At 40.2% G+C, this 24,988-nt stretch carries 24 protein-coding genes; 5 read left to right on the top strand and 19 right to left on the bottom strand.

Annotated features, from left to right (window positions below; genetic code table 11):
- Positions 1-116 precede the first annotated feature (116 nt).
- The 14 genes from ACRWP9_RS08435 to ACRWP9_RS08370 form a co-directional block, all read right to left on the bottom strand.
- The gene (locus ACRWP9_RS08435) at positions 117-938 is read right to left on the bottom strand and encodes a flagellin (protein ID WP_434928726.1); all 822 of its coding nucleotides are present in this window, start codon (positions 936-938) and stop codon (positions 117-119) included.
- Positions 939-1,019: 81 nt separating this feature from the next.
- A complete protein-coding gene (gene flgL / locus ACRWP9_RS08430) occupies positions 1,020-2,222 on the bottom strand; it encodes a flagellar hook-associated protein FlgL (RefSeq protein ID WP_434928725.1) in 1,203 nt (400 codons plus the stop codon).
- Between the two features lie 10 nt (positions 2,223-2,232).
- On the bottom strand, positions 2,233-4,158 hold the full coding sequence (flgK, locus tag ACRWP9_RS08425; protein ID WP_434928724.1) for a flagellar hook-associated protein FlgK: 1,926 nt from the start codon (positions 4,156-4,158) through the stop codon (positions 2,233-2,235).
- Entirely contained in the window at positions 4,158-5,348 is a 1,191-nt protein-coding gene (gene flgJ / locus ACRWP9_RS08420; protein ID WP_434928723.1) for a flagellar assembly peptidoglycan hydrolase FlgJ, read from the bottom strand. Before flgJ ends, flgK begins: the two co-directional genes overlap by 1 nt.
- Before the next feature lie 60 nt (positions 5,349-5,408).
- Complete coding sequence (locus ACRWP9_RS08415; protein ID WP_434928722.1) at positions 5,409-6,509, bottom strand: flagellar basal body P-ring protein FlgI; 1,101 nt, start codon at positions 6,507-6,509, stop codon at positions 5,409-5,411.
- Positions 6,510-6,519: 10 nt separating this feature from the next.
- Positions 6,520-7,197 carry a flagellar basal body L-ring protein FlgH gene (gene flgH, locus ACRWP9_RS08410; RefSeq protein ID WP_434928721.1) on the bottom strand — a complete coding sequence of 226 codons (678 nt, stop codon included), beginning with the start codon at positions 7,195-7,197 and terminating at the stop codon, positions 6,520-6,522.
- Between the two features lie 9 nt (positions 7,198-7,206).
- Entirely contained in the window at positions 7,207-7,995 is a 789-nt protein-coding gene (flgG, locus tag ACRWP9_RS08405; protein WP_226410474.1) for a flagellar basal-body rod protein FlgG, read from the bottom strand.
- A gap of 11 nt (positions 7,996-8,006) precedes the next feature.
- The gene (gene flgF / locus ACRWP9_RS08400) at positions 8,007-8,750 is read right to left on the bottom strand and encodes a flagellar basal-body rod protein FlgF (protein WP_434928720.1); all 744 of its coding nucleotides are present in this window, start codon (positions 8,748-8,750) and stop codon (positions 8,007-8,009) included.
- 271 nt (positions 8,751-9,021) lie between these two features.
- Positions 9,022-10,386, bottom strand: a complete 1,365-nt coding sequence (gene flgE, locus ACRWP9_RS08395) for a flagellar hook protein FlgE (RefSeq protein ID WP_434928719.1) — start codon at positions 10,384-10,386, stop codon at positions 9,022-9,024.
- Between the two features lie 62 nt (positions 10,387-10,448).
- A complete protein-coding gene (flgD, locus tag ACRWP9_RS08390) occupies positions 10,449-11,237 on the bottom strand; it encodes a flagellar hook assembly protein FlgD (protein WP_434928974.1) in 789 nt (262 codons plus the stop codon).
- A gap of 24 nt (positions 11,238-11,261) precedes the next feature.
- Positions 11,262-11,678 carry a flagellar basal body rod protein FlgC gene (flgC, locus tag ACRWP9_RS08385; RefSeq protein ID WP_434928718.1) on the bottom strand — a complete coding sequence of 139 codons (417 nt, stop codon included), beginning with the start codon at positions 11,676-11,678 and terminating at the stop codon, positions 11,262-11,264.
- A gap of 2 nt (positions 11,679-11,680) precedes the next feature.
- Entirely contained in the window at positions 11,681-12,079 is a 399-nt protein-coding gene (gene flgB / locus ACRWP9_RS08380; protein ID WP_434928717.1) for a flagellar basal body rod protein FlgB, read from the bottom strand.
- Between the two features lie 126 nt (positions 12,080-12,205).
- Positions 12,206-13,045: a CheR family methyltransferase gene (locus tag ACRWP9_RS08375; RefSeq protein WP_434928716.1), complete on the bottom strand. Its 840-nt coding sequence runs from the start codon at positions 13,043-13,045 to the stop codon at positions 12,206-12,208.
- A 104-nt stretch (positions 13,046-13,149) separates the two neighbouring features.
- A complete protein-coding gene (locus ACRWP9_RS08370; RefSeq protein WP_434928715.1) occupies positions 13,150-14,070 on the bottom strand; it encodes a chemotaxis protein CheV in 921 nt (306 codons plus the stop codon).
- Between the two features lie 393 nt (positions 14,071-14,463).
- Here ACRWP9_RS08370 and flgA point away from each other — a divergent pair, with 393 nt between their 5' ends.
- The 3 genes from flgA to ACRWP9_RS08355 all read left to right on the top strand — a co-directional run bounded on the left by flgA (position 14,464) and on the right by ACRWP9_RS08355 (position 16,134).
- Positions 14,464-15,171 carry a flagellar basal body P-ring formation chaperone FlgA gene (gene flgA, locus ACRWP9_RS08365; protein ID WP_434928714.1) on the top strand — a complete coding sequence of 236 codons (708 nt, stop codon included), beginning with the start codon at positions 14,464-14,466 and terminating at the stop codon, positions 15,169-15,171.
- A 71-nt stretch (positions 15,172-15,242) separates the two neighbouring features.
- Positions 15,243-15,575, top strand: a complete 333-nt coding sequence (flgM, locus tag ACRWP9_RS08360) for a flagellar biosynthesis anti-sigma factor FlgM (protein WP_226410483.1) — start codon at positions 15,243-15,245, stop codon at positions 15,573-15,575.
- A 133-nt stretch (positions 15,576-15,708) separates the two neighbouring features.
- Positions 15,709-16,134: a flagella synthesis protein FlgN gene (locus ACRWP9_RS08355; protein WP_434928713.1), complete on the top strand. Its 426-nt coding sequence runs from the start codon at positions 15,709-15,711 to the stop codon at positions 16,132-16,134.
- A gap of 55 nt (positions 16,135-16,189) precedes the next feature.
- Here ACRWP9_RS08355 and ACRWP9_RS08350 read toward each other — a convergent pair whose 3' ends face one another.
- The 3 genes from ACRWP9_RS08350 to ACRWP9_RS08340 form a co-directional block, all read right to left on the bottom strand.
- A complete protein-coding gene (locus ACRWP9_RS08350; RefSeq protein ID WP_434928712.1) occupies positions 16,190-16,750 on the bottom strand; it encodes a chalcone isomerase family protein in 561 nt (186 codons plus the stop codon).
- A gap of 97 nt (positions 16,751-16,847) precedes the next feature.
- A complete protein-coding gene (locus ACRWP9_RS08345; RefSeq protein ID WP_434928711.1) occupies positions 16,848-17,327 on the bottom strand; it encodes a DUF2947 domain-containing protein in 480 nt (159 codons plus the stop codon).
- A 112-nt stretch (positions 17,328-17,439) separates the two neighbouring features.
- Entirely contained in the window at positions 17,440-19,923 is a 2,484-nt protein-coding gene (locus tag ACRWP9_RS08340) for a 6-hydroxymethylpterin diphosphokinase MptE-like protein (protein ID WP_434928710.1), read from the bottom strand.
- A 437-nt stretch (positions 19,924-20,360) separates the two neighbouring features.
- On the opposite strand from ACRWP9_RS08340, the gene pseB reads away from it, so the two are divergent.
- On the top strand, positions 20,361-21,359 hold the full coding sequence (gene pseB / locus ACRWP9_RS08335) for a UDP-N-acetylglucosamine 4,6-dehydratase (inverting) (RefSeq protein ID WP_226410488.1): 999 nt from the start codon (positions 20,361-20,363) through the stop codon (positions 21,357-21,359).
- Positions 21,359-22,516, top strand: coding sequence for a UDP-4-amino-4,6-dideoxy-N-acetyl-beta-L-altrosamine transaminase (gene pseC / locus ACRWP9_RS08330; RefSeq protein ID WP_434928709.1), 1,158 nt, complete (start codon positions 21,359-21,361; stop codon positions 22,514-22,516). The genes pseB and pseC overlap by 1 nt, the downstream gene beginning before the upstream one ends.
- Positions 22,517-22,575: 59 nt before the next feature.
- Here the strand turns inward: pseC and ACRWP9_RS08325 are convergent, their stop codons facing one another.
- Both ACRWP9_RS08325 and ACRWP9_RS08320 read right to left on the bottom strand, forming a co-directional pair.
- Positions 22,576-23,793, bottom strand: coding sequence for a class I SAM-dependent methyltransferase (locus ACRWP9_RS08325; protein ID WP_434928708.1), 1,218 nt, complete (start codon positions 23,791-23,793; stop codon positions 22,576-22,578).
- A gap of 1 nt (position 23,794) precedes the next feature.
- Positions 23,795-24,985, bottom strand: a complete 1,191-nt coding sequence (locus ACRWP9_RS08320) for a class I SAM-dependent methyltransferase (RefSeq protein ID WP_434928707.1) — start codon at positions 24,983-24,985, stop codon at positions 23,795-23,797.
- Positions 24,986-24,988: the final 3 nt, after the last annotated feature.

The following is a 24,988-nucleotide window of genomic DNA, read 5'->3' as shown; positions in this document are numbered from 1 at the left end:
TAACAGAAAAATAAAGTTCTAGAAGTTAGAAAGCAATTGGGTCATAGATACCCTATAAACAAAATCAGCCTCTATATATAGAAGCTGATAGAGGCTGACTTAATTGACGCTTCAGATTATCCCAATAGAGATAGTGCAACTTGAGGTAACTGATTTGCTTGCGCAAGCATTGCAGAGCCTGTTTGTTGAAGTACCTGGTTTTTAGTCATAACGGATGTCTCTTTAGCAAAATCGACGTCAACGATACGGCTCTTAGCATCTGCAACGTTTGCTTGAGTGTTAGCACTGTTAGCAATGTTATGACTTAAACGGTTTTGAACAGCACCTAAGTCAGCACGTTGAGTATCAATTTTATTAATCGCAGCATCAATTCTACCTAATGCAGAGTTACGCCCTGCTGAGGTGGCTACTGTTATAGCATTAACAGATAATGACGCAGCATTATTAGTCTTGACGGTAACTTTAACATCTTCGCCTTCTTGGTGACCTACCTGGAAAATTTTCCCACCGGAAAAACCACCCGTCATTAATTTAGTATTACCAAATGCGGTACTATTACCAATAGCGGTAATTTCTGTAGCAAGCTGATCCATCTCTGCTTTTAGTGCCGTTAAATCCGCTGTGCTGTTTGCACCGTTTTCAGATTGTATTGCCAAGTCACGCATACGTTGCAGCATGTTAGTTTGTTCTTGCATCGCGCCTTCAGCAATTTGAGCAATCGAAATCGCATCATTCGCATTACGCATGCCAACATCTAACCCACGTACTTGTGAGTTCAAGCGGTTAGAAATAGCCAAACCAGCAGCATCATCCTTAGCACTGTTAATTCTTAATCCACTTGAAAGACGTTCCATTGACGTATTTAACTGTCCAGTGGAGATGGTTAAGTTCTTCTGCGCTTTCATAGAAGTAACGTTGGTATTAACTGTAATAGCCATAAATAATTCCTCATTCCTAGTTTTGTTGCCAAGACTGTGGAGCTTGGCTAAATTTTACAATTTAACGTGATTGCTTTTTTGTTATATATAATCAAACAATGAAAGCGAACCCACTTTACTAAACACACTCGATACAGCATTAAGTGCAAGTTGTTGTTTTTCAAACTCTGTTATCGCTTCTGCATAATCTAAATCTTCCAGAATTGATAACGCACTACTATTAATAATTTTCTCGTCTGAATGATTTGTTGAAATGCTCTCCAAACCCTTCAAATTATTACCAGCTATACCTCGTGCTGTACTAACTTGATTTTGACCACTATCTATACCATTCAATAGTTGTGCCAACTGTGACAACCCTTGCGCACTATTTGTTGAGTTTGGGCTTTCTAATAACGCTAATGCCTTATTAAATGTATCAAATACGCTTACTGTCTCTACCGGTTCAATGGTAAAAGAGTCCCCTGCAACTGGCGATCCATCCAATTTAACGTCAATGCCATTAAAAGATACTGGGGTTGTTGAGTTGAAATTGGTTACAGTTGCTACCGTCCCGCCTCCAGAGTCGAGTACCTGAAGATCAACACCAGAACCATTCGGTGTAAAATTAAATGTATAAGTATCAGCTATATGGGATGCTTGATTGGTTATTTTTGCACTCGATACCGTAAAGTCGCCTTGTTGTGATGACAAATAATTGGCGCCGTAGTCGCCAAGGGGATTTACTGCATTCATAAATGCCGTATCTCCTGGTATATTTGTCGCCATTACGATTCCAGATGCGACAACACTTTTTCTGACACCAGAGTCACCGCTGTAAACAATTTCACCATTAGCGTCAAAAGCAAAAGGTTTAGAATTTGTTTTATTGCCCGAAAATAAGTAATTACCTGATTCATCCTTACTATTAGCAATAGAAAGTAACTCATCTAAACTTGATCTCATTTCATCGGCAACCATTTGCCGCTCAACTGAACTAAGACTGCCGTTAGCGCCTCGTAGTACTTGTTCGCGCATAGATGAAATTAATGTTTCTGCACTGCCAATTTTGCTTTCGCTAATGGATAAGTGATTTGTCGCATAGTCAATATTTTTGGCGTATTGATCGACTAAGGCATTTTTTTGCTTTAGGTTATCAATCACTATTGCTGCAACAGGATCTTCTCCCGCGGTATTCACTTTTTTTCCGCTAGAAAGTTGTTCCATAATTTTGTTTGTCGCAGTTTGCTTTTGTAAAATACTGCTGGTGTTTTGATTAAACATTTGTCCGGTAGAAATTCTCATGATTTACCTCCTAACGAACCGAGCTTAATAAAGTATCGAAAATGGTTTGTGCTGTTGTCATTATTCTGGCGGATGCTTGATAAGCTTGTTGAAAACGCATTAAATTAGCAGCTTCTTCGTCAAGGTTGACACCTGATTCACTTTGCACTCGGTTATAAGCTTGCTGAAAAATAGCATCCGCTGACCCCGCTCTCACTTCAGCAGCTTTTGTTTTACTGCCAATATCTAATTTAGTGTTTTCAAACACACCGACGAGCGTGGTTGTTCCACCGTTCATTAATTTGGCGTCAGCCATTTCTGCCATTGCAACTGCATTGCTGTTATCACCTTCTGCAAAGGATAAGTCGAAAGTAAAGCTGTCAGTAACACCTGCTGCAGATGTGTCATCAATTTCGATGCTGAAGCCATAACCGGTATTGACTGTAGGAGGCGTAAAAGCGCTAGGCGCACCTAAAGAAATACCCGCTGCATTTAACACTTCAAAAGTATTGGCGGCACTATCTACGCGAACAGTGAGCTCACTGCCAGTAAGCGGAAACCCAGCTGTCGTACGGCTAACAGCACTCACTTTCACTTCCATGTCACCTGAATTTGTAGCATCTGCTGTAATTTTAGGCCCTGCTGCAGCAATACCTTTAGGGTCGGTCATTATCATGGTTAACCCAGCAGCTGCACCAGAGGTTGGGCGGATTTCAAACTTGTCGCCATCATTCATTGCACCAGTGCTGATATTGATAGTAAAGCCGTCACCACCGACTAACTCTCCAGGTGAATTTAATGTCAATGGGCTAACTTTACCTGTTTGGGTATCAGTTAATTTATAAGTCGCCGGCGCGGTGAAAGATAAGTCATAGCCACCACCACTTAACTTGCCAACATCATCAACATTGACGCTAATTTTTGCATTACCTGTATTAGTAGAGAACTCACCAACCCTTCCAGATGACATTAATGGATCATTAATGTCGCGAAATAGGTTTTTGCCAACATTGCCATTTAAGTCGAACCCTTTTGACTGCATTTCATTAAATGCATCAGCAATACCTAAAGCCAGCTGGCCTAGCTCTTGGCTGGCAGGCACTAAGGTTTCTGAACGAAAATCAAATAAAGCACCTAACTGTCCACCTAACTTAGAGGGATTAATAATCAGTGACTGATTACCGGTACTTGCGGTGATACGAGGCTCATTTGGATAAGGGTCTCCAGTAGTTACGCCAACTGACATCGACACTTCGCCCGATACCAACATCACAGACCCGCCTAACATAATAGACTTAGCACCGGTGTCTAATGGAATGACGTTCACCTGAGCATACTGGCTAAGCTCTTGAATTAGTGCATCTTGTTTATCTAACAATTGACTGTCATCACCACTAGACTTCATTAGTTCTAAGTTGAGGTTGCCCAACTCTTTACTAATTTCGTTAATGCGCACCGTCATTGACTCAATCTGGCTATTGGTTTGCTTAGTTTGATTATCTAAATGCGATTGCATTTGATTCATCGTTTTGGCCAATTGTTCGGCTGAACTTAATGCACTGCTGCGGATCCCTATGTCTGTAGGTAAATCAGCTACGCTATTAATACTGCCAAAAAAATTATTGAGTCCTGCAGGTACCATATTGCCGATTTGTGAATAAAGTTGATCCAATTCACTCATCTTTGAATAAGTCGCCTCAGCACCACTTAAGCTAGTTTGACCAATGCGTAACTCACGGGCAGCGAATTCGTTGTACACTCTTTTAACATCAGTGACATAAGTGCCAGTGCCATAAAAGCTATTGCCTAATCGTTGAGACTCTGTACTTGCTTGGTTCGCCACCTGACGGTGATAGCCTTGGGTATTAGCGTTGGCAATATTATTACTGGTAACCGCCAATTGTGATTGCGATGCCTGTACACCTGTACGAGCAATATTCAGTAGATCGATAGCCATTATTTAGTCTCCACAGGTATTACGGACTTAAGTCCTTCAGTTACAGACTGCATTACGCTGATCACTTTTTTGGCATAGTGTGGATCGGTGGCATAACCCGCTTTTTGCAAAGCATGAATAAATTGACGCGGCTCACTGGCCACTTTGCGCGCATCTTGATAGCGATCGTTTTGAGAAATAAACGACACAAAATCATTAAAACTTTGCTCTAAGCTTTCATACATTCGAAAATCAGCACGTTGTTGAACAGGAATACCTTTTTCAAACTCAAGTGTATTCACTGTTGTTTTATCACCTTGCCAACGTTTATCGGCTTTAATATTGAATAGGTTGTTGCTCATACTGCCATCTTGTTTACGAATAACTTTTTGACCCCAACCCGTTTCAAGTGCCGATTGAGCGATTAACACTTCTGGTGTTGTGCCTAACTGCTTAGCCGCTTTTTCGGCATGGGGATACAACACAGATATGAAGTGTTGTGGATCATTAAATTTATTGATTACCTCAGTTATTGAAGGTGTAGATGCTGTGTTAAGTATTGGTTTACTTATACGCTTTGAACTTACTACAGACTTTTCTTCCGCAGTAGATGCGACCGCTGTAGGCAATACTTTGCCGTTAAGATGATCTGTGCCACTTGGCGATACCTTGCCGGCTAAGATTGAATCCATGGTTTGTTTATCTGAAATTGACGACACAGGTGTTGCCATTAAAATGTCGCTTTTACCAGCTAAAGTCTGCGAACTGCCTAGATTGTTGTTCGCAGTCCAAGACGGAGATAAAGAAGAGGTGTTGAGCTCATTTGCGCCATTCACAACCATAGCTGGAATGACATTCCCATCAATATTGCCACGCAATACTGATGCAGGTGTCATAGGGCTATCCTCAGGAGAAAGCTGCTGGACCATTAGCTCTGCTAGGCCCAGCATGCCTTTGTTTGATAAATCCATCGACATTTGTTGGTCACGCATTTGCTCATAAAAAGCTGTGGCGTCACTATTAAAAGGGCTATCTGACTTAAATGCTTCGTTGGCATCTCGCATGCTTTTCATCAGCATTTGAATAAAAATACCTTCGAACTGTTTAGCCACTTCTTTAAGCGCGCCCTTCTCGTCTTTCTGGGCTTGAGCACGAAGTGAATCCAGTCCCCCTAGATCCAGAAAGTGCGAAGAATTTGACAGCTTTTCCATAGTAGTCCCGTAACAGAAGTCGGTCTTATTTAAATAATCACTTTAAAAAAGTGCCAATATTTAAATGATGATAAGTTCACCATGCAAAGCGCCTGCCACCTTTAATGCTTCAAGAATAGCCAGAACGTCTGAAGGAGCTGCACCGACTAAATTCACTGCGCGCACTAATTCATCTAAGGTGGTTCCTGGGTTAAACATAAACATACGTCTATCATCTTGTTGTACGTCAATAGTCGTGTTGGTGGTAACAACGGTTTCTCCCCCAGCCAAAGCATTAGGTTGAGACACTTGTGTTGCTTCAGCTATAGTGACTGTGAGTCCACCATGGGTAACCGCTGCGGGTAGCAATTGCACATTTTGGCCCACAACTATGGTGCCGGTTCTAGAGTTCACTATCACTTTGGCTGACTCGTCAGCTGGTTCAACCTCTACATTTTCTAAGGTCGCTAAAAATGACACTCGTTGTGAGGCATCTCTTGGCGCACTAACTTGAATTGAACTGGCATCTAAAGCTCTCGCCATGCCTGGTCCTAACAAATCATTGATGGCATCTGCGGTTCTCTTAGCGGTAGAAAAATCAGCCCGGCGTAGGTTGAAGGTTAGGTGATCACCACTTGCAAACGGTGATAGCACACTGCGTTCTACAATTGCACCACTAGGAATACGTCCAACTGTTGGGGTGTTCTGTATAACGCTTGAACCGTCTAAGCCATCGGCGCTAAAGCCACTTACCACTAAACTGCCCTGTGCAATGGCGTAAACATTACCGTCGACCCCTTTCATAAAGGTTTGAATCAAGGTTCCGCCACGTAAACTTTTAGCCTCACCAATACTTGATACGGTGACATCTATTGTTTGACCGGGCTTAATGAAAGCTGGCATGTCAGCGTGAACCGCAACCACTGCAACGTTTTTCACTTTAGGTCTAACTGAATCGGGTAAATTTATACCGAAGTTCTTTAACATGGTTTTAAAGGTTTGTTCGGTGTACTGAGTCTTCTCACCAGTACCAGGCAAGCCAACAACAAGCCCATAACCAATCAGTTGGTTACTACGAACACCTTGCACATTGGCAATATCTTTAAGACGCTGTGCTTCAGTGGGTGTGGTAATGACCATACATGCAGTGAAAATCAAGGCTAAAATAGGTTTAATATTCATGTTCTACCCCTTAAAAAGGCCACCACTCACCCATAAAGAACGAGCTTAACCAGCCCACTTTTTGGGTATCGGCAAAGGTGCCGGTTCCGCTATATTGGATACGAGCATTAGCTACTCGTGTTGATTCGACTGTGTTATCTGGTGTGATATCTTGGCTGCGCACAATACCCGTCACGCGAATAAATTCATCGCCATTATTGATAGAGATCCATTTCTCGCCTCGAATAACCAGGTTACCGTTACTCAGTACTTGCATTACATTGGCAGAAATACTGCCATCTAAACTGTTCGATTGATCAGCATCAGCTTCACGTTTGGTATTCATGCTGTCTGAATAGCGTAAATCTAACGGCACCCCTTTAATAGAGACATTACCGCCACCCGCATAAAGCGGTTCAACACTCAGGCCGGTATTCTTCTTCATTTCATTGTTAGCACTTTTGGTCGCCTGGGTAGACTCTTTCAATACAACGGTAATGATGTCACCTACCTTGTGCGCACGAAGATCCGAGTACAAACTTGAAGCTTGTGAATCTAAAAATATAGATCCCGTCGCCACCACTTGAGTCGAAGGTTCTTCTGGATAAACAGGCGCGTAAAAAGGATCATCAGGGATCGGCTTTTTCTGAGTAGAACTGCAACCGACTAACAGCATGGCTGTTGTAGCTAAAACAAGAAGTTTACTCATCACTGCCCCCTAAAGATTTTGATTAACATAAGACAGCATTTGATCTACCGCTGAAATAACCTTCGAGTTCATTTCATAGATCCGCTGACTTTGAATTAAGTTAACTAATTCTTCTGTCACATTAACATTCGATGTTTCTAATGCGCCTTGACGGATTGCCCCTAAACCATTTTGTGAAGCAGTACCTTGAATAGGCGTGCCACTGGCACCGGTTTCGGTATAGAGATTCTGACCCAGTGGATCAAGTCCAGACGGGTTGATAAAGTCTGTCATGGTAAGCTGACCGATTGTCTGATTATCTGTTGCACCAGCCAATTTAACTGACACTTCACCCTCAGCAGAGACAGTAATACTCATAGCATCTTCAGGAATAGTAATTGGCGGTTGCAATACGTAGCCTGAACCAGGGGTAACAATTTGCCCGGTATCATCTAAGCTAAATTGACCATTACGGGTATAGGCTGCTGTGCCATCAGGCATTTGGACTTCAAAGAAACCAGGACCTTCAATCATTAAATCTAGTGAATTGTCGGTTGTGAGCATGTTGCCCTGGGTAAACACTTTTTGCGTAGCAACAACTTTGGTACCCGCACCTAGATTTAAACCATTAGGTAACTTGGTATTGTCGGCACTGATCCCACCGGCTTGGTTAATTGTTTGATAGAGCAAATCTTCAAATACCGCACGGCCTTTTTTGTAACCAATGGTGCTAGCATTCGCCACATTATTTGAAATAACCGCAATATCTGTTTGTTGGGCGTCTAAACCCGTTTTACTAATCCACAGAGCTGGATGCATAATAAATACTCCTAACCAATTCTTAGTAACGATGAAGATGAGCGATCTGCTTCTTCTGCATTTTTCATCATCTTCACTTGCATTTCGTACTGACGCTGAATATCTATCATCGCCACCATTTCATGTACAGGGTTAACATTACTGCCTTCAACAGCACCACTTTCAACTTGTACCATGGGATCTTTGGGTGCAGGCAAACCAGACATTAAGCGAAATAAGCCATCTTCACCGCGCATCATTTGATCATTGCCCGGATTAACAAATTTAATTCTGGCTACTTCCTCAATCACTTCAGCTGTCGCTCCCTGAGGGCGAATTGAAATGATGCCATCTTGTGAAATATGAACTTTATCGATTGGCAGTGGCAAAACAATAGGGCCTGCATCGCCCATAATTGGCGTATTACGACTATTAACCAGCAGTCCAGTACTATCGAACTTCAAATGTCCTGCACGGGTATAAGCTTCTGACCCATCAGCCGCTTGCACTGCAATCCAGCCATCACCTTTAATGGCAATGTCTAAGTCATTACCAGTCTCTCTGATAGGACCTGGAGAAAAATTAGACCCGGGGCTTTCAATCATTGAAAATACTCGCGTAGGCAAACCTTCGCCAAACGCCTGCATTGACCTTGCTTGGGTCATATCCGATTTGAAGCCATCGGTGTTGGCATTGGCTAAGTTGTTCGCACGAACGGCAAGAGCATTCATGCCTTGCTTTGCACCGCTCATTGCAACATACAAAAATTTGTCCATTTGCCGCTCCGTCAATAATGCTTTAAATAAAGATACTAACTAGACAAAGCAAAGGGCATGCCAACAATCACGGCCAATATAAGTAACTGATTTAATTAGGTGGGGATACGATTTAAAACATAGTATTGTGAATGAAGTGTCAAAAAAACACCGATAAGAGAAAGTGAAAAAAAATAATGAAAATAAAAGGCAAGGTGTTGCCGCTATGGGCAACACCTTATTAAAGCTAATATTATAAAAACCAATGAAACGAGTGCTGTCAGGAAGCTTATTATCTGATCTGCAATATCGTTTGGTTCAAGGTATTGTTAACTTCAAGCGTACGGGAATTGGCTTGGAAGTTACGTTGGGCAGAGATTAAATCAACTAATTCTGTAGTTAAGTCAACATTCGATTGTTCAAGTGATGAAGAACGAATACTTCCGAAAGTACCGCTATTTGCTTCGCCCGCTAATGCAGGGCCAGAATCTAAACTCGCCTTCCAGGCAGTATTCCCTACCTGAGTTAAACCTTGCTCATTTGCAAAGCGAACTAAAGCGACTCGCGATAAAGGCACAGTAGAACCATTACTATAGCTTGCTGTGACTAAACCATCAGCACCTATACCTACGTTAGTTAATCGACCTACTGTTGTACCATCTTGAGTTAACTCAGTGACTTCAAATGGTGAGGCATATTGTGTCGGATTATTAAAATCAATCGTAACAGTCTGTGAGCCATCAGCTCCAGGCCCTAATACATTGGCACCAGTAACACCCAGTGGCAGAGTTTTTAGCACTGTAGGATTGCTACCGGTATAAGTACCAGAGTCATTAAACTTTATGACAGATCCTCTCCAACCACCTGCAGTTTGTGCATCACGAGGTGCACCATCAACTAAACCATCACCCGTAGTATCAACACTATATTGGCCTGCTGCACCATCTAAACTTACTGGTTTACCATCAATGGCGTAAAATGCAACCCAGTTACTTTCACCTGTGTAGGAACCGTTTTCAGGCTTAATAAAGTAGCTGGTCATGATATGCGATTCACCCAATGAGTCATAGATAGTCACTGAAGTGGAATTATTAAATGTATCAGCATCGTCAGGATCAAATGCAGCAGGGTCTAAAGGTGACTCACCGACATTTAGATTCATCTGTAGACCGACTTTACTAGACATAATAGGACTTCCTGCTGTGTCTGGTACTTTAATTGCCTGAGTAGTAGTTAAACTCACTGAAGTCGAATTACCGTCCTTATCCACAGGAAAGCCCTGTAAAAAGTTGCCCGCTGAGTCAACCATATAATTGTTTGAATCAACCTTAAAAGCGCCTGCTCGGGTAAATGATTGGTCACGTGTGCCAATCCCTGATGAGGTCACAAAAAAACCTCCACCACTTATCGCCATATCCAAAGAGTTACTGGTAAGCTGTAAACTACCTTGGTGAAACTGTTGTGCTACTTGAGTTGTAGCAACACCGCCACCGACTGCAGTTTTGCTGTTAGAAAAAATTGAGTTAGCATACACATCGGCAAACTCCGCACGAGACTCCTTGAAGCCTATAGTATTTACGTTTGCAATGTTATTGGCTGTGGTATTTAGATCTTTTTGAGCGGCTGCAATACCACTTAATGCGATGTTAAAAGACATATTTCACCTCGAGTAATCAGGTTTTCTTTAATGACAATTTCTTGTCACAAGCGTTATTAAATTTATGATTCGGACACCGCAAGTACATCGGTCAATTTAATGCCACCAATACCTCGAAGATTGAGAATCGCCCCAGTTGCTGCTGTACCTAATGAAACACTCGTCACATGTGCATAAGTAGAAACAGGTAAATCTTGAGATTGTCCATCGACTTTACCGCTAGCTTTAATGACGTAAGCACCTTCAACCACAGGTTTACCATTTTTATCTAAACCGTCCCATGTCACATCGACGTTTCCGCCTGCACTGCCATCAATATCAAAGGTCTTAATTAACTGACCTGATTCATCTTCAATACGAATGCTTATTTTATCAATAGCAGCAGGTGTACTTACCACACCTTTAAGTTCAGGACTTGCCGGCGAAATAGATCCAGTGTCTGATGGGATCAACACTTTGCGCCCAACTAAACTAGAAGCTTGTAATGCCTGGCTTGAACTCATTACACCATTCAAATTGAGAATTTCTTTATTTAAATTTGAAATACCATCAACTGTTGAGAATGAAGCCATTTGAGCAATCATTTGATCATTATCAACTGGCTTAAACGGATCTTGCATTGAAAGTTGCTGACTAAGCAGTGCAAAAAAATCTTCCTGCTTAAGCATTTGATCTTTCGCTGCAGGAGTTTCAGGCGCATCAGGTAAACGAATACCATCTAGAAATGGATTACCTGTTGTCGTACTCGCCGTGTTCGATTGGACGGTATTTTTACTAACCGTACCGGTATTAGACAATGCAGATGCCTGTTGTGGCAAAGATTGGCTACTATATGGATTAACGAGGCTCATCATTTACCTCCTACAATAATCATGTTATTTACCCATTCTAAGTGTTTGTTGCAGCATTGTTTTAGCTGCATCTGCGACTTGAACATTCATTTGATAAGAGCGAGAAGCTGAAATCATATCAGCCATTTCTTCCATTACATTTACATTAGGCTTATAAATGAAACCGTCACCATCGGCCATAGGGTGATCTGGTGAATATTCTTTAACCAATGGCTTATCACTTTCAACAATGCCACTGACATTAACGCGATGAGAACCTGATTGCTGATGACTAGCTTTAGACATTTCAGCTTCAAATACAGGATGTCTAGCACGATAAGTTTGATCAATACTACTGGAAACAGAGTCAGCATTAGCAATGTTACTTGCGGTGGTATTTAAGCGGACAGACTGTGCTGTCATACCTGAACCGGCGACATTGAATATATTAAATAAGCTCATGATTAATCACCTCGTAATGCTTTACGCATACCTGAAAACTTACTTTCTAGGAATCCCAATGACATTTGGTATTCAATAGAGTTTTGCATAAAGGCTGATTGTTCTTGTTGCATATCAACCGTATTACCATCGCCAGTATCAGGTTGGTTAGGGACTCGGAATTTGACATGTTGCTGACTGAGAGCAGTTAAATCAAAATGCTTTTCATTAGTGGCACTCATCGTTAAACCTTTCTGACGAGAACTAGCAGCTTGCATTGCTGAGGCAAAATCGACATCGCGTGCCTTATACCCTGGGGTATTCGCATTCGCTATGTTACTTGATAGCACTTCAGCGCGCTGTGCCCTGACACCAAGGGAGTATTGATGTACCCCAAGTGCATTATCAAAATTAATCGCCATAAAATTGCCTCCATCAGCTAACTGATAGATATAAAGCAAAGGTTATGCCAATTATTTAATCAATGGGAGGATATATAGAAAGGAAAGCATGTGAAAAAAGTAACACATGCTTTTCAATAGGTTAAACTAGGTTTTCTTTTGGTAATATATACCAGGGTTACAGCGGACCATGTCAAATTCTTCTGTTAATCCGGAAATAGATTCTGATGCCCCAAGAAATAAAATACCTTTTGGGTTTAAAGCGGCAGCAAATTGCCGCAAAATTTTAGCCTTTGCCTCAGGCGCAAAATAAATCAATACATTACGACAAAAAATAATGTCGTATTTTCCTAAAAGCGTATAACTTTCAAGTAAATTATGCGCTCTAAAATTCACTAACCGCTTAACATTATCTTTGACTTTCATATTGCCATTAGGCAAAGCATCAAAAAACTGACGTTTACGTTCTTCTGATAATCCACGCGCCAATGCCAAGCCATCATATTCAGCATTTTTACAACGTTCAAGCATCGAAGGTGACAAATCAGTCGCTTGAATAGTCACACCACCAGGCAGTGCACCCGGCTTGCGTTGTTGATACTCTAAAGCGGTCATTGCTAATGAGTAAGGCTCTTGCCCTGAAGAACAAGCCGCAGACCAAATACGCAATGAACGACCTAACTTAGAATATTCAGGTAATAAAGTATTATGTAATAAATCAAATGGATAGCGGTCACGAAACCACAATGTTTCATTGGTTGTCATCGCGTCAATCACTTCCGCACGTAATTGACGTTCGGTGGGCTTCATTGAATGCTTAACCACTTCAGAGAGCGAGGGTAAACTGTATTTGCCCATCAATGGTGCTAAACGGCTTCGTACTAGGTATTGTTTATTTTCACCTAAAACGATGCCGCTGTGTTGTTCTAAAAACAATCTAAATTGATTATATTCTGCTTCTGCGAGTGATTTATCTGTCACATTCACATCCTAATATAATGAGTTATATTTGCCCTATCATTAGAGCTTTTACGCATAACTAACATTCATGAATTTTCATGCTGCCTACTGCGTTGAATAGACAGAAAGGATTACAAACTTAAATGTTTGTTTACCGCTGCGGCTAATTCATCAGGATTAAACTTAGCAATAAAGTCATTTGCGCCAACTTTTTGTACCATTGCCTGATTAAATACGCCACTTAAAGAAGTGTGTAACACAACCTTAATATTTTTTAACTTAGGGTCATCTCTAATTTCAGCTGTAAGGGTATATCCATCCATTTCAGGCATTTCAATATCGGAAATAATCAAAGGGATCTCTAACGATACATCATCCATCTCTTTAGCTATAGCCTTGAGTTTGTTCAGTGCTTCTCTACCATCTTTGGCGGTATCAATTTGTAAATTTAAAGACTCAAGAGAACGAATAATTTGCTTACGTGCTACAGCAGAATCATCTATCACCATGACATGATAATTTTGTTCTCTGTCTATGGTTAATGTCTTATCAACTTCTTCACTGATTGCCGTTTTAACAGGAGAAATTTCATCAAGAATTTTTTCCACGTCTAAAATTTCAACCAACTCACCTTCAATTTCAGTAACAGCAGTCAAGTAAGAATAACGCCCAGCACCTTTTGGCGGAGGCATAATGGCTGCCCAATTCATGTTGATAATACGTTCGACAGAACTGACTAAGAAACCTTGAACACTGCGATTGTATTCAGAAATGATAATGAAGCAATTCTCAGTAGAAGTGAGTGGACGTCCACCTGTTGCAGCGCTTAAGTCAATGACTGAAATAGTGGCACCACGAATGTGTGCAACCCCTTTAACAAACGGGCTCAGTTTAGGTAACTTAGTTAAAGGAGGACATTGAAGCACTTCTTTCACTTTAAACACGTTAATGCCAAAGCGTTGACGGCCATTAAGCTTAAACAACAGTAACTCTAATCGGTTTTGGCCAACTAATTGAGTACGTTTGTTGACTGATTCCATGATACTCGACATAACACTGCCTTTTTTTATTAAAATATCCGAATAAATAGATACTAGCTTGTTTTACTTAAAAACATAAATCGAATCATGATTTGTCTTGCTTAGGAGGATTAAATTTGTCCTTCCTGCTGCTCATTATTAGACTATGCACTGGGTCAAGCCAATAACTTACTACCGGCATGATTATTGCTTTTAAATTATATTAATTGCATTAGCAGAATAAATAACGAGATAAGTCAATATATTGTCGCTACAGCTTAGCAAACTATGCCGTATTTGATATCAAATAAGCACATACACAAGCGGCATCAATATTTTCAAAAGACTCTAGATCAATTTATTCTTTTTATCTTTATAGAATTTAAGTATAGGTGCATTCTGGCTAAACAAGCTAGTATCTTCATTATGAAAATATATTTTTTGTTATTTTTTTATTTATTGTTCAATTCATTAGCTGCTTTTGCTGATGAAGAAGCTAGCATACCCTCTGTATCGACCATAAGTGAGATGGCTGAAGAGGCTGTTAGAAAAAAAATCCAATTAACACCTGATGCTAAGTTGATAATTACCCCTCAAAATTTAGAAGGTCGCTTAACGCCTCCGCGCTGTTATAAGCCATTAACAATCGAACTTGCAAGTGATCGGGACATAGCTAGGAATAATACGGTTAAAATAAGTTGCAACAGTCCTGACTATGATTATCCTTGGCAAATATTTTTATCGGTGAGAGTCGAAATCATGTATCCCGTTGTGGTCGCCAGTGAAATTATCTCGCCGGGCATATCACTATCAACACAACAACTGCACATAGAATATATTGATCAGTTCAGCCTTAGAGGTCAATTTTATTCTGACATCAAAGCCGTTTTAGGCAGTAAAACTAAAAGACGTATTAGTAAAGACGCGCCGATTTTAAATAGTCATTTATGCTTTGTGTGCAAAGGTGATGCTGTATCAATATACGCCAGGAGCGAAAACCTCCAAATTAAAACATTAGGTGAAGCGATGCATGACGGTAGTATCGGTGAATCGATTAGAGTTAGGAATGCAAATTCAAGCAGAGAAATAGAAGCTAGGGTAATTGGTGTTGGTGAAGTAGAAGTAAGAATGTAAAATAGATTAAAGTTTTTTTCTGCTAGGTCGATAGCCTATTTGGAAAACCAAAATTAACGCTGGAGCCACTCATGGCAATTGACATTAATAAACTTAAAGCTGCAACTTCGACACCAATGCAAACGGCACGAGATGCTAAAACGACAGGTAATACCGCTCAAGCAGCTCCCAAAGCTGCCACTGTTACAGTAAAGACGGACTCTGTTAGCATTACGCCTCAGGCGCAAGAGTTGCAAAGTGTGCAGTCAAAAATGGCTAGCCTACCTGAAATCGATCAAAAGAAAGTAGCCGAAATTAAACAGGCTATTTCGGAAGGCCGTTATAAAATTGACCCTGAAAAACTTGCTGCAAATATTGCAAGCTTTGAATCAGAGCTAAGCGGGCTTAAGTTCCAAGAAGAGTAGTAAAGCACTCAATATTGCTGTGTGCATGAATGTTTGCTGTAGTCTATTCTTCTGAGCTGAAATAAATCAGAATACCGGTGCCTAATGGCATCATAGACAAGTGTTTTTCAAGCAAAACAATTCGAGTAATAGCATGGCTGAACTATCTACACTGCTCTCCCACCAGCACGGCATATTGACGTCGCTGAAGTCACTTATATCTGCAGAAAAGCAAGCGCTGCAAGACCAAAATGCCGACAAGCTGTTGAAACTTGCCCAAGAAAAGCAGCAATGTTTAATAGCACTGCAAACTAATGACCAGTCGATGGCTAATCACCCTGAGCATGCAAGACTGACATCAGACCCCGAGCTTATTGAAAAAGTCACTTTATCGAAAAGTCTTCTTGCTGAATGCAAAGATATTAATCAGCAAAACTCTAGCTTAATAGAACTGAATATCGCTAGTTTAAATAGATTTTCTCAGGCACTGCAAGCCAGTCGAAATGCATCAAGTTTAACCTATAATGATAAGGGTAAAACCTCAACGATTTCGACTCTGGGTAATGATTTCAAAGCATAAACGTAAACTAGGTTTTATGTGTAAAGCGTCACAGAACCAGAGTTTAATGAATTATCTATTGCCCTAACATATCTTGTTTTAAGCTTTTTTGAGCAGGCTTATCCCCTAACCAAATTTTAATAAGCGCTTGACGAAATAACTCACCAGGGATTTCCCCCTGTGGTTGATCATTTTTAAAACTTGCAACCCCTTTATCCCTTGTTAATACAAAAGTAAATTGGTCACCATCGTTAATTTCAGCGATAAATAATGCCATAAACTGGTCTATTTCAGTTTGTAAGTGCACACTATTTCCATCAGTAGCTTCATCAAACCCATCTTTAATGGCATCGGTCATCTTATCTGAGGTGATCATCTCTGAAGTGATACGTAAACGGATAACTGCAACGGGCTGTTCAATTACTTTTCCCAGCTCAGATTGAACAGATCTAAGGTATAAACTACCAATATACAAATCCATAAAAAACTTACTGCGAACCCCTGCACCATTAAGAACAAGAGGCTGCTGATTAACGACGATAGAATCGGGCACGTTTATGCCAGATACCATTTTAGCTTGCAGAATTGGACTAACGAATAAAGCTGCGACTAAACCTAAACAGGATAATAATTTCATACTAGACATTCTTATAGAGTGAATATTGGAACTCAGAGAAGTACAACTAAGCTAAGTGCAACCTAGCTGAGTTAAACAAGGCGAAAATAACGGATAGTTAGCCGCGGGTGCCTAATTTATATTGTCCGTTTTGTTCAAACATAAGCGCTTGTTTTTGCGTAGGAGAAACCAATAAAGGGCCATCATCAAAAAATAAAAAACATTTCCAATTACGGACAAACACATCCCAGCGGGTTTCGATAACCTGGTACTTTTCATAACAAAAATAAACAGTTGTATCATCACTCCATTGAATATGCTCAATGATAGCTTCAGGTAGCACATTATCACTCGCATCCCAAGCCGCTTGCCAGTGTTCAGTCGCGCTCCATGCATCCTGTTTCACCGGCCAATCACCTTTAGTGAATTGTTCTGCTCGGCTGCTTTTATTACTTATCCATTTGTTCCAGACTTCCATTGCGCTTTTATCAGATAAAGGCTTAATCATCACTTTATCCGTTTCGCTAACTGGTAAATCTTTATGGTTAAAAATCCATTTACGTTTATAGTTCTCAAATGAAATATAAGTATGTCCCACACGACCCCACTATTGAAATGTATAATTTATTCGCCTGCCATTATACGGTTTGACTGACAACAAAGGAAATTATGGTTATCGATAACTAACTGTACAGCATTGATTGTGTTTATTAACCACCAATCTGCTGCAGATAACGCATTGCAGCTTGATTTTTGACATCTAAGTTCAATACATTTTGAAAACATGATTTAGCGCTATCAATTTGGTTCATTTCAGCGAGAAAAATACCGAGTTTTAGCAATACAAGAATATCCTCAGGGTACTTATTTAAATAGTCGAGATAAATATTTAACGCTTCCTGCGGTTTATCACTCAATCTCAAAGCATGAGCATATTGTGGTAAGTATTCATCGCTATAGTGGATTATTTTTGCAAGGTATTCGGTTGCCAGCTCTAGCAAATTTAGTTTTAGAGAAAGCTTAATAATCTGTTTAAACTCAGCTTCATGACAAAGGTTTCTCGGTATTTTTAATATTATGTCTAACGCTACCTCAGTATTTTCCTCCAACATTAACTGATAACTTAGCGCTAAATGGTAAAGTCGAGAAACCTCTGAGTCTGTTGCTATAAAGGGGAAAGTGTATTCGACAATCTTAGAGATACCGAGCAGATGCTTATTATGCAATAGTATTTGCAGTTTTTTAAAAGCATTATCTATAAATGGTACGATAGACTCGCCTGTATCATCTATAAACTCTTTGACGATAAATTGGTCATAAAACTTTTTTTGAGTCTTTTTAATCTGTTCCAGTTCGATTGTAGCTAAGTTTGCGTATTGCTGAGGCTGCTTGGCCTGCCAGAGAACAGATCTTCCCCATTGTTTATCGTTATTCCACTGTTTGCATAAAGCGGTGACATCACTTATTGATTGATATTCATTAATCCGAGAATCAACACGTTGTACAGCAGAGGCTATTAACGCTGATATTTCAGCAGAGATGGCTTTAAATGCTTGGTAGTAAATGCGAGTGTGGTTAACAACATCTTGCTGTGACCACTCTTCCTTTTTCTTTGTCGACAAAAAGTGCGAGAACTCATAATAACCATAAAATTTAATAAGATGGGCAAGTGAAATAAATTTTTTATTAATACTCTGCTCTATCTTATCGATTTTATCTGCCAACGCTGGAATAGCTTGAGGCTTTTTCTGACTTTTTTCTATTTTGTTATTCAGTACTAATGCTTCTGACACTAAGACGTTAAGTTGTAGCAGTTTATTTTGAGTTGTAGTGAGAGCATCTAAGGTATCACTTAGGCACTTAAGTTTTTCTTGTGTAGATATCTGATAAGTTTCAGGCTTTAACATTTGCCGCTGTTTATCCGTTATTGGCTTAAGCTTAATATCGTGACAAGCTTGATATCGCACACCTTTTACTTTAGCAGCATCTTGAGATAAGTTAATGTAAGTGGTATTTTTTTGAGATGCCACAGAAGCCTGTAATGACTCTATTGCATGCATTAACTGAATTGGGGTTTCGGCCATCTCACCAGAATAGGTTTCCACCCATTCAAGCATCACACCAATGTTAGGGCCTAAACTTGCACCATAGGTCCCCTGAGTGTGTGTTACGCCTTTTTGAGAATGACAAAAATCGACACCACACAGCAAAACTTGCTTAAAACCCATTTCAGTTGCAATTTCAATGGCACTGTTGGTTACGGTCGGACCAACTGATTTTATATTGTCTTCGTCGCTATCGTTGTTCCAGGGTAAACGCTGACCGGTATAGAGTGCTGCCCCCCTCCATTGACCCATTATTTGAGGTGCAACATGGTAGGAATTAATCAGTAAAGCATCATGTTCTAGCTGCATAAACTCTTTATTGACATCAAAACTGTGAGATTGCGGATCGACTGATACCACAATATCAGCTTTGATATTAACTTTAGTTAGTTTGCCAACAACTCTAGAAGCAGCTATGACGACTAAATTGTCTGCGTTGTCTCTAATCCAATTAATAGAATTATCTAAAGATGGCCCTCCGCCTAGTACAATACAGCTTTTACCGACAAACTTTTTCTTTAAAATTTTAGCTGGGATAAGATTTTCGGCTAAGTTATCCAGCTGAGCCCTTACAAAGACTTTCTGATTAAACCCAATGCTTTGTTCGAAATACTCATGATCAAGTGCGGTTTCAACCTGAGCGTTAAGTTCGCAGTACGACTCCAGGTAATTCCCAGCTACGGCTATTGCACGATGGATTTTAAATTTTTGCTTCACAATATAAATATTGTTTTCACGCTCTTTGATGAGGGCAGAAAAACGCTCTGATGAAGTAACACACAAGTCGTCCTGCAGAGCTTGGGGGATATCTATTGTCAGCAGAGCCAAAACTTCAGGCAATTCAACGAAAATATATTTACTCCCCTTAGCGAGTGCCCGTTCCATGATGTAATTAGCTAATAGGCCAGAGTCTAAACCTATGATGACATGTAATGTGTCAACTGCGCTAAAGGCGTCCTTAAACTTTTCGTCATACAAAGAAACTGAGTCAATTTTTTCGAAGGTATGTCGATTAACGCTGGGTAAATAACCTTCGTTAAATTGACTTATGGCAAATGTTTTGGCTATTTCTGATGGTGTATTAAGCATGGTGCCCTCAGCGATTAATTATCCACAGTTTCTGTCAATTAATTGTCATGTTAATCGACTAATCAATCCAATTTAAACAGTTTATCTAAAATTCCCTTTTTAAGTGCGATATTTATGCCACAAGGAGAGACAAAACTGAATTTATAGTCATTTTTTTAGAAATTGAACCAAATAACTAATTTTCATACCCCATAAGAAAAATAAGGTTAGACAATTAGAATTAAGTTACTAAGATTACAAATGTTTATATAAGTTTAATTGCTAAAATTGCACTATAGATATGAATAGATTAATGAGTAACTGTTGTAATTAAACCCATTATGGTGCAGAAATTGCTTCAACGGTATGTTGGGTTAACAAGAAAAAGTTGTCTTTTGCCAGCTTAATATCGACATAAAAAGAAAGCTGGGCGACGAAGACAACAATTTGGAGAGTACATGTTTGATAATAAATCGATTCTAATAACAGGTGGTACGGGCTCATTTGGTCAGAAATATACTAAGACAATTTTAGAGCGATACAAGCCTAAGAGGTTGATTATTTTATCGCGCGATGAACTCAAACAGTATGAGATGCAGCAGGTCTATAATGCCCCCTGTATGCGATACTTTCTTGGCGACGTCCGTGATGGCGATCGCATGATGCAGGCCTTTAAGGATGTGGATTATGTCATTCATGCCGCGGCGATCAAGCATGTACCTGCAGCTGAATATAACCCGATGGAATGCATTAAAACCAATATTCATGGCGCCGAAAATGTCATTAAAGCGGCTATTGCTAACAAGGTGAAGCGAGTCATTGCGCTTTCTACCGATAAAGCTGCTAATCCGATAAACCTTTACGGTGCGACCAAGTTAGTTTCCGATAAATTGTTTGTCGCCGGTAATAATATTGTTGGTGAAGGCGAAACACGATTTTCAGCGGTTAGATACGGTAATGTGGTTGGCTCGCGCGGTTCGGTTGTGCCCTTTTTTCAGCAATTAATCCGAAATGGCGCAACATCACTACCGATAACTCACCCAGATATGACACGTTTTTGGATCACCCTACAAGATGGGGTTGATTTTGTACTAAAGAATTTCCAGCGTATGCAAGGCGGAGAAATCTTCGTACCTAAAATACCATCGGTGCATATTACTGATTTAGCTGAAGCTTACGGCCCAGGTCTTAAGCATGATATTGTTGGTATTCGCCCAGGTGAGAAAATGCATGAAATTATGTGCCCTGCTGATGATTCACATCACACCATCGAATTTGATGATCACTTCGTGATAACGCCAAGTATTTCCTTCTTCGACCGTGAGCATGATTACTCAATTAATCAACTCGGCGAAAATGGCTCCCTAGTTAAACCGGGGTTTGAATATCACTCTGGTAATAACCACCATTTTTTATCTACCGCTGAAATAAAAAATTTGGATGAGGAGAGTGTTTAATGATCCCCTACGGACGACAAGATATAAATGCAGCAGATATCGAAGCTGTCATTAGCGTCTTAAATAGTGATTATTTAACCCAAGGCCCTCAAGTACCTCTATTTGAAGCTAATATTTGTCGCGAAACTCAGGCCAATTTTGCCGTGGCAGGAAATAGCGCAACATCGATGCTGCACGCAGCCTGTCTAGCATTAGGGGTTGGTAAGGGAGATATTGTTTGGACAAGCCCTATCACTTTTGTCGCCTCGGCCAATTGTGCGCTCTATTGCGGCGCGGACGTCGATTTTGTTGATGTGGATCCCTCAACAGCCAATATGTGCCCCGTTGCATTAGAGAAAAAACTTCTTGAGGCCGCTAGGTTAGGAATATTACCCAAGGTTATTATTCCTGTGCACATGGCTGGCCATAGTTGTGATATGCAGGCCGTATCTAAGCTAGTAAAGCCTTATGGTATAAAAATCATTGAAGATGCCGCGCATGCTATTGGTGGACACTATGCTGATATGCCTATTGGTAGTTGTCAATTTAGTGATATTACCGTTTTCAGTTTTCATCCCGTTAAAATCATCACCACAGCCGAAGGAGGCGTTGCGACCACAAATTGTCTGCAACTTTCTCAAGCAATGCAATCGTACCGCAGTCATGGCATAACTAAATCCGCAGATGAGATGCTAAGACCTGATGAAGGTGATTGGTACTATGAGCAACATAATCTTGGGTTTAATTATCGGATGACAGATTTACAAGCAGGATTAGGTAATAGTCAAATTACACGCTTGAGTGAGTTTGTTGATAAACGTAATCAATTGGCTAAACGTTATGAGTTACTACTTAACAAGTTAGATATTAAATTTATTCAACCTCTTAATCACTGTCACAGCGCCTATCATCTGTTTATTGTGCGCTTGCCTGCAAATATCGACCGTAAGTCTGTCTTCAACCTAATGCGCTTAGCTGGGATTTGCGTTCACGTACATTATTTCCCTGTTTATCTTCAGCCTTTTTATCTACAAAAAGGCTTCTTGCCTGGTCATTGCCCTGGAGCGGAAGCTTATTATAGTCACTGTTTAACGTTGCCTCTTTACACAGAGTTAACAGAAAGTGAACAGGATTTTATTGTCAGTAATCTTACTGACATTTTAAGCCTTATCAAATAACCATTATTTCTCTTACCCAGAAGTAACGGCAAGTGAGCAGAATTTTATTGTTGCCACGTTCATTCAAAATCTGAATAAGGATCGATGATTTGAGCGTGCCAATTTTGAGACAGTTTTGTCATTCTTTCTCTAGTCGGCGCATAAATTGGCACAATATAGACAGTATTAGCCACCAGTTCTAATGCAGTGCTAGATAAAATCTCTTGTCCCGCAAAGGTGTGACCTGCAAGCTCATAATCATAAAGCATTATTTGTTGATTCTCTATTGCCTTGAGTATTGAAGGATACGATTGTATTAATAAATAAAAATCTCCACCGATACCCCATAACCCGACTTTTTCTTGCTGCGTTGGCTCCTGCTGGATCCGATTAAATAGAGCACTCAAGTAACTATTATATTGAGAAAAACGCTGTTCAACAGCAAGCTTAGCCGAGTGTTTTATAGCGCTATGGTGACTTATTTGCGCCGTGGTCACTTTTTTTAATAGCAACAATAATCTGGGAATATTACCTGCGGTTAGCTGCTGTTGATTGATAATTTTCAGACCCGCTTTTTCAGCAATCAACTTGAGAGAGTCTTTAGTGTAATAATGAATATGTTGGCCATGAACTATATTGGTCACTCCCAAGTTATCTGTAAAGGCATCTGGACTGCAATCTGGCACTTCGATGAAAATAATACCGTCCTCAACTAAACATTCGCTCATTTGCGTTAAATAACGCACAGGTTCGACTATGTGCTCAAGAACATGTGTGCTGATTGCGATGTTGATTGGATATTTAGCAAAATGAGGCAGGATTGTATCCAGTTGATTTAAGTTAGCAGTAATATGTTCGACTTTATTCGATTGTATGTGGTCGTGAAAATCTACGCTAGAAAGCTTGATTGAAAACTCTTTAAATTGACTATCAATATGCTTCAGCGTCGCACCACCACCCGCGCCAAAGTCAACAATATGCGCGCCCATTTTTATATAGGATGCGAAAAACGCTGACATCTCCTCATAGGGAGACTTCTCTCCTTCAGGAGTATCACACCACATATCAGGCTCTAACGTATTGGAAAAATAAAGTGCACCAAATATTGCGTCAGTATAAGGGATGGTTACTTGAACATGGCTGCAATGCTGGCACTGTCCAATAGGGAAACGGAGCACTTGTCTTTTGAGTTCTTTAGCCAGCTTATCCCAAATACCGGAAGTCAGTGTATCTATATTTTGCCATGCGGTGTGACCGCATACTTTACATGATGTTTGCGTCGCAACTATCGTGCTCATCTTAATCATTCCCGGTATAAAAAGGGTCTACAACATTATGCCAATCTTGGCTAAGTGATCGCATCTTTATCCTTGTTTCTGCAAGTTGAGGGCTCATAAAAACGGTATAGTTGGCCGAAGGAATTTGACTACTGCATAAGATGGGTTGCTGCTGGAGTATTCTGTCTTTTAGTGCGTAATCAAACAGCACAATATTGCCTTGCTTAATCAAGTCATTTATATCAGCGTGCTCAGTCATCAGATTATAAAAATCAGCCCCTACCCCCCAAATACCAACCTTACCATCTCGGCTTATACTCTCACGCAATGCATCGGCTAGATTAGCCCGTAGTTGACGACATTGTGCTTGATAATGTTTGATCACATTCGCGGCATCAAATAAAGAAGATGATGGATGAGATTGGACTATTTCATCTGGGGTTAGTAATACCTGTAATCTGGGTATATAGCCTGTTGTTATACGACTAATTTTGACCACTTTAAATCCAGCCCGTTTGGCTGCAAAAGTTATAGAGTCTGCCGTATAGTAATGAATATGTTGTAAATTAACTAAATTACTCATACCAATGGATTGAACGGTATGGTGTTGCGAAAAGTCAGGGACTTCAATAAACACTGCCCCATTTGGGCTCAGTTGTTGTTTGATATGCTGTAAGAAGTTAACTGGATTAATTACATGCTCTAATACATGCGAAGCCATCGCTAAATCAATACCCTCTGGCCAATGTTGGTTTGGCAACTGAGCGAGATTATTTAAATCGAACGAGAGATAGTGAATATTATCTTCAGAAAAACGGTCATTAAAATCGATACCGACTAGTGTACTGTCTGGCAGTCGTTTATTGGCAGCAGCTAATAGTTTTCCTTCGCCACAACCAAAATCGACGACAGTCTTAGGTGTCGAATCATTTAATGCAAAGTCTATCATCTCTTCGTATGGACTATTATCACCCACTAGAGTTTCATGCCACATGACGGCTTCTTGGGTAGAGTGAAAATACAACTTTTCAAATAAAGCTGGTGTATATTCATGACTAATCTGAACGTGTCCACAATGTTTACATTTTGATAGAGGATAAACTGAGTTTTGACGGAAAAGTATTGTGCTACTTTCCTCCCATATCCCAAATGAAATATCTGAAAATGTTTGCCATTGCTGACGGTTACAAAGCTGACATGAAGCTATAGCCATAGG

It is taken from the genome of Shewanella sp. HL-SH2 (assembly GCF_051164935.1).
Classification (GTDB): domain Bacteria; phylum Pseudomonadota; class Gammaproteobacteria; order Enterobacterales; family Shewanellaceae; genus Shewanella; species Shewanella glacialimarina.
The sequence above is the reverse complement of the archived record's forward strand: the minus strand, read 5'-3'. Positions and strand labels throughout refer to the sequence as shown.

Bases quoted from the DNA above. Each gene is read 5' to 3' on its own strand.
- ACRWP9_RS08435 (WP_434928726.1), bottom strand. From the start codon at position 938: ATGGCTATTACAGTTAATACCAACGTTACTTCTATGAAAGCGCAGAAG.
- flgL (WP_434928725.1), bottom strand. From the start codon at position 2,222: ATGAGAATTTCTACCGGACAAATGTTTAATCAAAACACCAGCAGTATT.
- flgK (WP_434928724.1), bottom strand. From the start codon at position 4,158: ATGGCTATCGATCTACTGAATATTGCTCGTACAGGTGTACAGGCATCG.
- flgJ (WP_434928723.1), bottom strand. From the start codon at position 5,348: ATGGAAAAGCTGTCAAATTCTTCGCACTTTCTGGATCTAGGGGGACTG.
- ACRWP9_RS08415 (WP_434928722.1), bottom strand. From the start codon at position 6,509: ATGAATATTAAACCTATTTTAGCCTTGATTTTCACTGCATGTATGGTC.
- flgH (WP_434928721.1), bottom strand. From the start codon at position 7,197: ATGAGTAAACTTCTTGTTTTAGCTACAACAGCCATGCTGTTAGTCGGT.
- flgG (WP_226410474.1), bottom strand. From the start codon at position 7,995: ATGCATCCAGCTCTGTGGATTAGTAAAACGGGTTTAGACGCCCAACAA.
- flgF (WP_434928720.1), bottom strand. From the start codon at position 8,750: ATGGACAAATTTTTGTATGTTGCAATGAGCGGTGCAAAGCAAGGCATG.
- flgE (WP_434928719.1), bottom strand. From the start codon at position 10,386: ATGTCTTTTAACATCGCATTAAGTGGTATTGCAGCCGCTCAAAAAGAT.
- flgD (WP_434928974.1), bottom strand. From the start codon at position 11,237: ATGAGCCTCGTTAATCCATATAGTAGCCAATCTTTGCCACAACAGGCA.
- flgC (WP_434928718.1), bottom strand. From the start codon at position 11,678: ATGAGCTTATTTAATATATTCAATGTCGCCGGTTCAGGTATGACAGCA.
- flgB (WP_434928717.1), bottom strand. From the start codon at position 12,079: ATGGCGATTAATTTTGATAATGCACTTGGGGTACATCAATACTCCCTT.
- ACRWP9_RS08370 (WP_434928715.1), bottom strand. From the start codon at position 14,070: ATGTCGAGTATCATGGAATCAGTCAACAAACGTACTCAATTAGTTGGC.
- flgA (WP_434928714.1), top strand. From the start codon at position 14,464: ATGAAAATATATTTTTTGTTATTTTTTTATTTATTGTTCAATTCATTA.
- flgM (WP_226410483.1), top strand. From the start codon at position 15,243: ATGGCAATTGACATTAATAAACTTAAAGCTGCAACTTCGACACCAATG.
- ACRWP9_RS08355 (WP_434928713.1), top strand. From the start codon at position 15,709: ATGGCTGAACTATCTACACTGCTCTCCCACCAGCACGGCATATTGACG.
- ACRWP9_RS08350 (WP_434928712.1), bottom strand. From the start codon at position 16,750: ATGAAATTATTATCCTGTTTAGGTTTAGTCGCAGCTTTATTCGTTAGT.
- ACRWP9_RS08340 (WP_434928710.1), bottom strand. From the start codon at position 19,923: ATGCTTAATACACCATCAGAAATAGCCAAAACATTTGCCATAAGTCAA.
- pseB (WP_226410488.1), top strand. From the start codon at position 20,361: ATGTTTGATAATAAATCGATTCTAATAACAGGTGGTACGGGCTCATTT.
- pseC (WP_434928709.1), top strand. From the start codon at position 21,359: ATGATCCCCTACGGACGACAAGATATAAATGCAGCAGATATCGAAGCT.
- ACRWP9_RS08325 (WP_434928708.1), bottom strand. From the start codon at position 23,793: ATGAGCACGATAGTTGCGACGCAAACATCATGTAAAGTATGCGGTCAC.
- ACRWP9_RS08320 (WP_434928707.1), bottom strand. From the start codon at position 24,985: ATGGCTATAGCTTCATGTCAGCTTTGTAACCGTCAGCAATGGCAAACA.